General features: G+C 67.1%; 12 protein-coding genes. 7 read left to right on the top strand and 5 right to left on the bottom strand.

All coding sequences use genetic code 11. From position 1 onward, the window contains the following. Positions 1-150, top strand: a 150-nt coding sequence (locus tag F804_RS17235; RefSeq protein WP_156845252.1) for a transposase, incomplete at its 5' end; no start/stop codon positions are given. Positions 151-719: 569 nt separating this feature from the next. Here the strand turns inward: F804_RS17235 and F804_RS0113880 are convergent. Then, positions 720-1,391, bottom strand: coding sequence for a 3-oxoacid CoA-transferase subunit B (locus tag F804_RS0113880; protein WP_022708354.1), 672 nt, complete (start codon positions 1,389-1,391; stop codon positions 720-722). Then, the gene (locus F804_RS0113875; protein WP_022708353.1) at positions 1,388-2,122 is read right to left on the bottom strand and encodes a 3-oxoacid CoA-transferase subunit A; all 735 of its coding nucleotides are present in this window, start codon (positions 2,120-2,122) and stop codon (positions 1,388-1,390) included. The genes F804_RS0113880 and F804_RS0113875 overlap by 4 nt, the downstream gene beginning before the upstream one ends. A gap of 107 nt (positions 2,123-2,229) precedes the next feature. Here F804_RS0113875 and F804_RS0113870 point away from each other — a divergent pair, with 107 nt between their 5' ends. Then, complete coding sequence (locus F804_RS0113870; RefSeq protein WP_028726001.1) at positions 2,230-3,000, top strand: IclR family transcriptional regulator domain-containing protein; 771 nt, start codon at positions 2,230-2,232, stop codon at positions 2,998-3,000. Between the two features lie 64 nt (positions 3,001-3,064). On the opposite strand, the gene F804_RS0113865 is transcribed toward F804_RS0113870, so the two are convergent. Next, positions 3,065-4,093 carry an L-idonate 5-dehydrogenase gene (locus tag F804_RS0113865; protein WP_022708351.1) on the bottom strand — a complete coding sequence of 343 codons (1,029 nt, stop codon included), beginning with the start codon at positions 4,091-4,093 and terminating at the stop codon, positions 3,065-3,067. After that, positions 4,093-5,043 (bottom strand): 2-hydroxyacid dehydrogenase, encoded by a 951-nt coding sequence (locus F804_RS0113860; RefSeq protein ID WP_022708350.1) that lies wholly within the window; start codon positions 5,041-5,043, stop codon positions 4,093-4,095. The genes F804_RS0113865 and F804_RS0113860 overlap by 1 nt, the downstream gene beginning before the upstream one ends. Positions 5,044-5,153: 110 nt before the next feature. Between F804_RS0113860 and F804_RS0113855 the strand changes: the two genes are divergently transcribed. From F804_RS0113855 to F804_RS0113835, 5 genes are all read left to right on the top strand, one after another. After that, positions 5,154-5,909 carry an SDR family oxidoreductase gene (locus F804_RS0113855; RefSeq protein ID WP_022708349.1) on the top strand — a complete coding sequence of 252 codons (756 nt, stop codon included), beginning with the start codon at positions 5,154-5,156 and terminating at the stop codon, positions 5,907-5,909. Further along, positions 5,906-6,403, top strand: a complete 498-nt coding sequence (locus F804_RS0113850) for a gluconokinase (RefSeq protein WP_022708348.1) — start codon at positions 5,906-5,908, stop codon at positions 6,401-6,403. The genes F804_RS0113855 and F804_RS0113850 overlap by 4 nt, the downstream gene beginning before the upstream one ends. Continuing rightward, entirely contained in the window at positions 6,400-7,290 is an 891-nt protein-coding gene (locus F804_RS0113845) for an NAD(P)-dependent oxidoreductase (protein WP_022708347.1), read from the top strand. Before F804_RS0113850 ends, F804_RS0113845 begins: the two co-directional genes overlap by 4 nt. After that, a complete protein-coding gene (locus F804_RS0113840) occupies positions 7,287-7,625 on the top strand; it encodes a hypothetical protein (RefSeq protein WP_022708346.1) in 339 nt (112 codons plus the stop codon). Before F804_RS0113845 ends, F804_RS0113840 begins: the two co-directional genes overlap by 4 nt. Before the next feature lie 82 nt (positions 7,626-7,707). Next, complete coding sequence (locus tag F804_RS0113835) at positions 7,708-8,703, top strand: LacI family DNA-binding transcriptional regulator (RefSeq protein ID WP_022708345.1); 996 nt, start codon at positions 7,708-7,710, stop codon at positions 8,701-8,703. Positions 8,704-8,782: 79 nt separating this feature from the next. On the opposite strand, the gene F804_RS0113830 is transcribed toward F804_RS0113835, so the two are convergent. Next, positions 8,783-9,754 (bottom strand): DctP family TRAP transporter solute-binding subunit, encoded by a 972-nt coding sequence (locus tag F804_RS0113830; RefSeq protein ID WP_022708344.1) that lies wholly within the window; start codon positions 9,752-9,754, stop codon positions 8,783-8,785.

Below are 9,754 nucleotides of genomic sequence, written 5' to 3'. Positions count from 1 at the left end.
GACAAGCGACGCTACAGACGACGCAACCGCATAGAGATCATGTTCGGTAGGTTGAAGGACTGGCGGCGAGTAGCGACACGTTACGATAGATGCCCAAAGGTCTTCCTCTCCGCCGTCGCTCTCGCTGCCACCGTCATGTTCTGGCTGTGACCATCAATGAGTCTGGAGCCTAGGATGCAACCAAGCCGACCCATTTGGGGAGTTTTGGTCTCGTGTTGAACGATGCCTCTATTCTTCAAGTGTTTCTTGGCTACCGTTTACGTACGAACTGAGGAGGCTGTCCGTTCTTCTGTGTATATGTCACCCTATTGATGCCTCCTTGAAGGGACGCGGGCAAAACGATCCCCGACGAACTTTGGAAGCATTTCGAGCAGCCCGACGATCTGCTCGGAGCTTTCAGGTTCGCGCCGCGAGGGAAGAGCCCATTATAGCCCAAGATGCGCAGATCGCTCCTACGCTGCGGGATGAATGCCGGAAAATCTTGGCCGCGGGCCGCCCGTGCCATGGGCGGTCGCCGACTCCTGCTTGAACCGCAGCACGAAGGCTATCTGATCGCTTCGACAGATGCCACATAGCGCCTCGACCAGCGAGCTCACGAGGTGCCGTCCAATGATGTGTCGCGGATCCGAGCCGCACAGCTGAGGGCGCTCCCGGCCTTGGGCGTGCCGAAGCGCCCGACCCGAGTGCGGACATGATCAGGGATCAAGGCTTCCGCCATCTCACATCTCGGGGACGGACAGATCGGCGGGCGTGCCGTCAAGATGCAGCACGGCGCCGGTCAGCAATTGCAAGTCGTCAAGTCGGATCGAGGGCAGCTTCTCTCGCAGAATGAAGCGGCCACCTTCGATGTCGATGACCGCCAGCGAGGTATAGAGCCGCGTGACGCAGCCCACGCCCGTCAGCGGCAGGGTGCAGCGATCGACCAGCTTGGGCCTGCCGTCCCTTGTGACGTGATCCGTCAGGACGGCAACGCGCCGCGCCCCATGCACGAGGTCCATCGCGCCACCGACGGCGGGCACGCCCTTGGGGCCGGTCGACCAGTTCGCCAGATCGCCGTTCTGGGCCACCTGGAACGCGCCAAGGATCGCGACGTCCAGATGCCCGCCCCGAACCATCGCGAAGCTGTCGGCGTGATCGAAGAAGGCCGTGCCGGGCCGCAATGTCACGGCCTTCTTGCCCGCATTGATCAGGTCCCAGTCCTCTTGCCCCGGCGGGGGCGCCTCGCCGAAGCCGAGGATGCCGTTCTCGGTATGGAAGATCGCCTGCCGTCCGTCGGGCTGGAAACGGGTGACCATTTCCGGAAACCCGATCCCGAGGTTCACATAGGCGCCGTCCTCGATGTCCTGCGCGGCGCGCCAGGCGATCTGGGCATTGGTCAGTCCGGCGGTCATGCGGTCACCTTCGGATGGCGGGCCCCGGACCGGTTCAGGTCCTCTTCCTGGGCGGGATCGGGGACATGCACGACGGCATCGACGAAGATGCCGGGCGTGACGACGGCCTCGGGCTCGATCCCGCCGGGTTCGACCAGCTGTGCGACCTGCACGATCGTCCGCGTCGCCGCCATCGCCATCAGGGGCGCGAAATTGCGCGCGGCCATGCGATAGGTCAGGTTGCCGAGGCGGTCGCCCGTCTCGGCCTTGATCAGCGCCACGTCGGCCTTCAGCCACCGCTCCTGCACGTAGGACCGCCCGTCGAACTCTGCGACGGGCTTGCCCATCGCCAGTTCGGTCCCGAAGCCCGTGGGGGTATAGAAGGCCGGGATGCCTGCGCCGCCCGCGCGGATCCGCTCGGCCAGGGTGCCCTGCGGCACCAGCTCCAGTTCGATCTCGCCCGCAAGATAGCGTTCGGTGAAGACCCGCGGATCGGCCGAGCGCGGGAACGAGCAGATCACCTTTGCGACCATGCCCTGTTCGATCATCGCGGCGATGCCGACATGTCCGTTGCCCGCATTGTTGTTGATGACCGTCAGCCGCGCGGGTCTGCCCGTGGCCAGGTAGCGGTCGATCAGCGCGTGCATCAGTTCGATGGGCGCCCCCGATCCGCCAAAGCCGCCGACCATCACGGTCGCGCCGTCCTTCACCCCCGCGACGGCATCGGCCAGCGTCGAAATCCGCTTGTCCATGTCCCCTCCTGTTCTCCGACCCCCTTTGTTCACGGGCGGGGCCGTTCTTGTCACGTCGATCCGTTCACATCTTGATCTTTGTTCGCATTGCGATCAACTTTGTGCGCATGGCAAACAGGTCGGATATCGTCGGCTCGCTGGTCAAGGGACTGACCGCGATCGAGGCGTTCAGTCCCGAACATCCGCGCATGTCGATCACCGACATGGCGCGCGCGACCGGCTTCGACCGCGCGACGGCGCGGCGCCTGCTGCTGACCCTGCACGATGCCGGATACGCGGATTACGACGGCAAGTTCTTCACCCTGACCGCACGGGTCCTGCGTCTTGGGATGGGGGCGCTGTCGGCGATGCCCCTGCCGCAGATCATGCAGCCCTGGCTGGACCAGCTGTCGGACCAGGTGGGGCAATCGGCCTCGGTCTCGATCCTGGACGGGACCGAGATCGTGTACCTGGCCCGCGCCGCCCAACGGAGGGTCATGTCGATCAACCTGATGCCGGGGTCGCGTCTGCCCGCGCATTGCACCTCGATGGGGCGGGTGCTGCTGGCCGCCCTGCCCCCCGACCGCGTGCGCGCACTTCTGGACCAAGCCGACCTGACCCCGCGCACCCGCTTCAGCCTGACCGCCCCCGACGAGATCGTCGAGAGGATCGAGGCCGCACGCCACGACGGCTATGCCGTGATCGACCAGGAGGTCGAGATCGGGTTGCGCTCGATCGCGGTGCCGCTGTTCTCGGCGCAGGGGGTGGCGGTTGCGGCGATCAATGTCGGCGCGTCGGCGGCGCAGGTCGAGACCGACGCCCTCGTCCCGCGCTTTCTGGGGCCGCTGCGCAAGGTGCAGGAGGGGATGCGACGAGTCCGCCTGCCGGTTCCGGTCTGATTGCGGCCCCCCATTCCGTCAGCACCCCGCTGCAGATGCGGGATGCCGGCCCTGCCCCCGCGGACTAGAAGTTGATCTGCACCTTCATCGCCCTGCTTCGGTCGGATGCCAGGTCGAAGCCGGACGCGGCCTCGGCCAGCTCTATGGTGTGGCTGATGAGCGGCTTCACGTCGATCAGCCCTTGCTGCATCAGCGCGACACCGGTCGCGAACTCGGGGTGGAACCGGAAGCTGCCGCGCAGGTCCAGCTCCTTGGCCGTCAGCATCATCATCGGCAGGCTCATGTCCCCGCCCAGCCCCAGCTGCAGCACGACGCCACGCGGGCGCATGGCCGCGATACCCGCCACAAGCGCGGGCTGCGCGCCCGAACATTCATAAAGGACATCGAAATGGCCCTTTCCGGCACCATAGGGCGCAAGCCCGTCGGGATCGGACCGAAGGTTCACGACCTTGTCGGCCCCGATCTGCCGTGCAAGGCCAAGGGTATAGTCCGACAGGTCGGCGGCCACGATCTGGGCGGCGCCGGCGCGACGGGCGGCAAGGATCGACAGCAGGCCGATCGGGCCGCAACCCGTCACCAGGACACGGGCGCCCAGCATCTCGCCCGCCCGCCTTGTCGCGTGCAGGGTCACGGCCAGCGGCTCGGCCATCGCGGCCTCGCCCGGCGTCAGCCCCGTCGCATCCACGCATTGCGACGGATCGGCCACCAGCAGTTGACGGAACGCCCCCTGCACATGCGGGAACGGCATGGCCGAGCCATAGAACCGCATGTCCAGGCAATGGTTCGGCAGGCCCTCGTGGCAGAACTTGCAGCTGCCGCAGGGGCGCGACGGGGACACCGCCACCAGCTGGCCCGGGATAAGGCCCGTCACCCCCTCGCCCAAGGCCTCGACACGGGCCGAGACCTCGTGGCCGAGGATCATCGGCTCCTTCAGGCGGATGGCGCCGAAGCCGCCATGATTGACATAGTGAAGGTCGGAACCGCAGATCCCGCCGGTCGCAAGGCGCAGAAGAACCTGGCCCGGTCCGGGCACGGGATCGGGACGATCCTCGAGGCGCAGATCCTTGGCGGCATGGATGACCAGAGCCTTCATCACAGCACCGCCGTCGGCAGGGCCTGCCCCGCGAAATGGGCCGTCAGATTGTCGCGCAGCAACTGGCCCATCGCTTTGCGCGTCTCGATCGTGCCCGACGCGTGGTGAGGCTGCAGCAGGACGTTCTCCAGCGCAAGGAAGCGCGGATTCAGTGCGGGTTCGCCGTCGAAGACGTCCAGTGCCGCCGATCCCAGCCGTCCTGATTCCAGCGCATCCAGCAGCGCCTCCTCGTCGATGTTGGACGCGCGGGAAATGTTGATCAGCATCCCCTCGGGGCCGAGGGCCTCGATCACGTTCCGGTCGATGATGTGCCGCGTCGCCGCCGAGGCGGCCAGCGTCACGAACAGGAAATCGGTTTCCGCGGCCAGTTGCACCGGATCCGCGACAAAGCGCCAGTCCGAATGGGCGTGGTCCTGCGCCGCGCGCGCGCCATAGCTGATCTGCATGCCGAAGCCCTGAAGGCGCCTGGCGACCTCGGTACCGATCCGGCCAAGACCCAGCACGCCGGCCCGTCGCCCCCATACCCTGCGCTGCAGCGGATAGAGCCCCTTCGCGGCCCAGGACCCGTCGCGGACCCACCGTTCCGCCCCCAACATGCCGCGCGACTGCATCAGCATCATCGCGACACCCAGATCGGCCACGTCCGAGGTCAGCACGTCGGGGGTGTTCGTCACGCGGATCCCGCGCGCCCGGCACGCCGCAAGATCGACCGCGTCGAAGCCCACGCCATAGACGCTGATGATCTCGAGCTTGGGGCATGCCGCGATCATGGCCGCGTTGGCGCCCAGTTCGCCCCGCGTCGCGATGGCCCGGACCTCGGGTCCGTGCTGGGCCAGGAAGGCGTCGCGATCATCCGCCTCGAACAGGCGGTGCATGGTGAAATCGGCGTCCAGGGGACCTTGATCCCATTCGGGATAGGGGCCGGTCTGCAGTATCTGGGGGCGGGTCATTCGGTCCTCCGGCAGTTTGGCTTGACAGCCTGTTGGTAACGATACCATAACGAGACGAACGCCGCGTTGTCGAGAGCCAATCGCGGGCAGGAATGCAGAGGAGGAGTTGCATGAGCCACGCATTGTTCGACCTGACCGGGCGGCGCGCACTGGTGACAGGGTCGTCGCAGGGGATCGGATTGGCGCTTGCACGCGGGCTGGCAGATGCCGGCGCCGAGGTGGTGCTGAACGGCCGCGATGCCGACCGCCTGGCCGAGGCCGCGCAGCAGATCGCCGGCGCGCGTTCGCTTGTCTTCGACGTGACCGATCACGATGCGGTCCGCACCGCCATCGACGGCTTCGAGGCGGATGTCGGGCCCATCGACATCCTGGTTAACAACGCCGGGATGCAGTTCCGCGCGCCTCTCGAGGATTTTCCGGCCGATGCCTTCCAGCGGCTGCTTCAGACCAATGTCGCCTCGGTCTTCAATGTCGGCCAAGCGGTCGCCCGCCACATGATCGCGCGCGGAATCGGGCGCATCATCAACATCGCAAGCGTGCAGACCTCGCTCGCGCGGCCCTCGATCGCACCCTATACCGCGACGAAGGGGGCGGTGGGCAACCTGACCAAGGGGATGGCGACCGACTGGGCGCGCCTTGGCCTGAACTGCAACGCGATCGCGCCGGGATATTTCGACACGCCCCTGAATGCCGCGCTGGTCGCCGATCCCGAATTCTCTGGCTGGCTGGAAAAGCGGACGCCCGCAGGGCGGTGGGGCCGGGTCGAGGAACTGGTCGGGGCCTGCGTGTTCCTGTCCTCGGACGCGTCCAGCTTCGTGAATGGGCACGTCCTCTATGTGGACGGCGGCATCACGGCATCGCTGTGACACTGCGCGGTGTCGTCATGGGGGTGTCGGGAACCGGCAAGACCAGCGTCGGGCTTGCGCTGGCACGACGACTTGGCGTGCCCTACCTGGACGGCGACGATCTGCATCCCGCGGGCAATGTCGCCAAGATGGCGGCAGGCACCCCGCTGACCGACGCGGACCGCTGGCCCTGGCTGGACGAAGTGGCAAGGACACTGTCCGAAAGCGCGCCCGTGATCGTCGGCTGTTCCGCACTGCGTCGCGCCTATCGGGATCGGTTGCGCGAAGCGGCTGGCGGGCCGGTCACGTTCTTCTATCTGCACGGTCCGCGCGACGTCATCGCCGCGCGCATGTCCGGGCGCAAGGGCCACTACATGCCCCCGGCGCTGCTGGACAGCCAGATCGCGACGCTGGAACCGCCGGGCGCGGACGAAGCCGTCGCGCTGGACATCATGCTGCCGCTGGACGTGATCGCGGACACCGCAATCCAGGCCATTCAAGGAGATCGAACATGACCCAGACCATCGCCCTGATCGGTGCCGGCGCGATGGGCGGCGCCATCGGCGCGCGCCTTGCACGCACCGGAACGCGGCTGCGCGTCTTCGACCGCAATCCCGCGCAGATGCAGCCGCTGGAGGCCCTTGGCGCCACCGCGACGACCAGCGCGGCCGAGGCGGCCCGCGGGGCGCAGGCGGTGATCCTGTCGCTGAACGCCCCCGGGATCGTCAGGGACGCGGTGTTCGGCTCCGATGGCGTGGCCTCGGGGGCAGCGCCGGGGACGCTGATCATCGACATGTCCTCGATCGATCCGACGGCAACTCAGGCGCTGGCACGCGATGCCGCAGATCGCGGGTTGCGGTGGGTGGACAGCCCCCTTTCGGGCGGGGCGCCGAAGGCGGCGACCGGTCAGCTGACCCTCATGCAGGGCGGGGCCGAGGCCGATGTCTCCGAGGCGCAAGGCTTGCTGGCGCAGGTCGCCAGCAACCAGACACGCATGGGCGATGCCGGCGCCGGACAGGCGACCAAGCTGATCAACCAGGTGCTGTGCGGGCTGAACTTCCTTGCCGTGGCCGAGGCGACGGCCCTGGCGGAAGCGGCGGGCATCTCTGCCGAGAGGATCCCCGAGGCGCTTGCCGGGGGGCGCGCCGACAGCGCCATTCTCCAGGAATACATGCCGCGCTTTGCCGGGCGCGACTATCGCCCGACGGGCCGTATCGACAACATGGTCAAGGACCTGAACGGCGCGCAGGATCTTGCGCGCCTGTCCCACACCCCGATGCCGCTGACGGCCCTCTGCGCCGAGATCCACCGCCAGCTGACCGCCCGCGGTCTGGGCGATCAGGACCAGGCCGCCCTGATGGAATTCTTCCCCAACCCGCTTGCCAAGGAGGCCAGCCGATGATCACCCGCTTCGCCCTGTTCGAGGGCCGCGTCCGCGAGGGCCAGCACGAGGCGTTTCGCGACGCCATCCTGTCCGAGGTGCTGCCGGAGTGGAACGCCTTCCCCGGCGCCCTCGCGGTGCGCGTCAACTTTGCCGAGTTCCGCGACGACGGCGCCCCCGAGATCCCGATGATCCTGGCGATCAGCTATCCCGACCTCGAGGCGGTCGAGACGGCGCTGGCCAGCCCGGTCCGGGCCCGTGCCAAGGCCGCGACCGAGGCCGTCCTGGCACGGTATTTCGACGGCCGCATCCATCACCACGTCACCACCGCGCACGACCACCAATTGTCGGCTTGAAACGGAACGCGATCCTGCTCAAATGGGTGGGATCGATACCACCTGACCGGAAACGACGCCCGTGACCCGCCGCCCACCCACAATGGTCGACATCGCCCGCGCTGCGGGCGTCTCTCCCATGACGGTCAGCCGGGCCTTCAAGGGCGGCGGTCTTGTCAGCGAGACCGCCCGCGCCGCCGTGATGAAGGCCGCCGACGAACTGGGCTATGTCTTCGACAGCACCGCTTCGGCCCTTCGCTCGCAACGCTCGGATTTCGTCGCCGTGACGATCCCCTCGATCAACAATGCCAACTTCGCGAACACGGTGCGCGGCCTTTCGGACGGGCTGCGCGAACGCGGGCTGCAGATCCTGCTTGGCTATACCGATTACGACGTTCAGGCCGAAGAGGCGCTGATCGCGCAGCTGCTGCGCCGCCGCCCCGAGGCGATGGTCGTCACCGGCGGCACGCATACCGACCGGGCGCGGATGCTTCTGGAAAAGGCCGCGATTCCGGTGGTCGAGATCTGGGATCTTCCCGATCGGCCCATCGGCCATGTCGTCGGCTTCTCGAACGCGGCGGCGATCGGGGCCCTGGTCGATCACCTGGTCGCGCTTGGTCGGCGCCGCATCGCCTTTATCGGTGGCGAGGCCGAGCGGGATACCCGCGGCTCGGACCGCCGACGGGGGTTCATCGCCGCGATGCAGCGGCATGGCCTGGACGCCACGAGGCTGGTCGATGCCGGCCCGCCGCCGATCTCGATGGCCGAGGGCGCGCAGGCGATGGCCGACCTGCTGCGACGCCTGCCCGATACGGATGCCGTCATCTGCGTGTCCGACCTGTCGGCCTTCGGCGCGCTCAGCGAATGTCAGAGGCAGGGAATCGACGTCCCGGGACAGGTCGCGGTGGCAGGTTTCGGCGATTACGAGATCGCCGCGGTCTGCGTGCCGCCGCTGACGACCGTCAACCCGTTCCCGCTGCAGATCGGCCGCGAGACGGCGTCCCTCATCCTGCAGGCGCTGGACGGCAAGCTGTCCGATCCGGCCATCCTGCATATCGATCCGGAACTGCTGTCGCGGGCAAGCAGCCTGGGCGAATGATCCCCTGAAAAGAACCGCAAGGCTGGAATGCAAAACCGGGGACAGATGACTGCCCCCGGGAAGGTTCGATGCACCGGGCTTATTGCGCGGTGATCGCGTTCACCAGGGCATCGCCGTTCTGCTCGACGAAGCTGTCCCAGACCGGACGCACCGCTTCCTGGAACGCCTCGGCGTTCACGTCGCGGTTGACCTGCACCCCCTTGCTTTCCAAGTCGGCGATCATCTCGTCCTCGCGCTCTTGCGCCAGTTCGCGCTGCATGGCGACTGCTTCGGCGGCGACCTCCAGGACCATCGCCTGCTGTTCCTCGTCCAGACCTTCGAACTTGTCCAGGTTCATGGCCAGCGCCAGGGCCGAATAGGCGTGCTGGGTCATCGACAGATAGTCCTGCACCTCGTCGAACTTGAAGGACTGCACGATGCCGATCGGGTGGTCCTGGGCATCGACGACGCCCGTCTCCAGCGCGGTGTAAAGCTCGGCCACCGGGATCTGCTGCGGCGTCGCGCCCAGCAGCTGGAACATGTCGCTCAGCGCACGAGAGTTGTTCACCCGCATCTGCAGGCCGGAGACATCCGCAGGCTCGACGATGGGGCCGCGATTGTTGGTCATGTTGCGATAGCCGTTTTCGGGATATCCCAGCATCTTCAGGCCCTGCGGCTCGAACTGGGCGCTGATGCCCTGCCCGATCTCGCCGTCCAGCACCGCATAGGCGTCGGCACGGGTCGGGAAGATGAACGGCAGCTCGAACGCGCCGGCATCCGGCACGAGGCCGGTCAGGTTGTTCAGGCCGGTCATGACGATGTCGATGATGCCCGACCGGGTGCCGTCGACCATCGCGGCGTCGTTGCCCAGCTGGCCCTGCGGGAAGATCGTGACGGTGATCCCGCCCTCGCTGCGCTCCTCGATCTGCTCCTTGAAATAGGTGGCGAGCGTCTGCTGCAGGTCGCTCTCGGGCGCGGCATGGGCCAGGCGCAGGCTGGTCTGCGCCTGCGCGGACAGCGCCGCGACAGACATTATGGCGGCCATGCAGGTGGTACGGATAAGCGTCTTCAT

The organism is Paracoccus zeaxanthinifaciens ATCC 21588 (assembly GCF_000420145.1).
In the GTDB taxonomy this organism is placed as follows: domain Bacteria; phylum Pseudomonadota; class Alphaproteobacteria; order Rhodobacterales; family Rhodobacteraceae; genus Paracoccus; species Paracoccus zeaxanthinifaciens.
This window is presented reverse-complemented; position numbering and strand designations above follow the sequence as displayed.

Excerpts from the sequence above, each read along its gene's own strand:
- F804_RS0113845 (WP_022708347.1), top strand. The coding sequence starts at position 6,400 with ATGACCCAGACCATCGCCCTGATCGGTGCCGGCGCGATGGGCGGCGCC.
- F804_RS0113860 (WP_022708350.1), bottom strand. The coding sequence starts at position 5,043 with ATGACCCGCCCCCAGATACTGCAGACCGGCCCCTATCCCGAATGGGAT.
- F804_RS0113840 (WP_022708346.1), top strand. The coding sequence starts at position 7,287 with ATGATCACCCGCTTCGCCCTGTTCGAGGGCCGCGTCCGCGAGGGCCAG.
- F804_RS0113855 (WP_022708349.1), top strand. The coding sequence starts at position 5,154 with ATGAGCCACGCATTGTTCGACCTGACCGGGCGGCGCGCACTGGTGACA.
- F804_RS0113865 (WP_022708351.1), bottom strand. The coding sequence starts at position 4,093 with ATGAAGGCTCTGGTCATCCATGCCGCCAAGGATCTGCGCCTCGAGGAT.
- F804_RS0113835 (WP_022708345.1), top strand. The coding sequence starts at position 7,708 with ATGGTCGACATCGCCCGCGCTGCGGGCGTCTCTCCCATGACGGTCAGC.
- F804_RS0113875 (WP_022708353.1), bottom strand. The coding sequence starts at position 2,122 with ATGGACAAGCGGATTTCGACGCTGGCCGATGCCGTCGCGGGGGTGAAG.
- F804_RS0113880 (WP_022708354.1), bottom strand. The coding sequence starts at position 1,391 with ATGACCGCCGGACTGACCAATGCCCAGATCGCCTGGCGCGCCGCGCAG.
- F804_RS0113830 (WP_022708344.1), bottom strand. The coding sequence starts at position 9,754 with ATGAAGACGCTTATCCGTACCACCTGCATGGCCGCCATAATGTCTGTC.
- F804_RS0113870 (WP_028726001.1), top strand. The coding sequence starts at position 2,230 with ATGGCAAACAGGTCGGATATCGTCGGCTCGCTGGTCAAGGGACTGACC.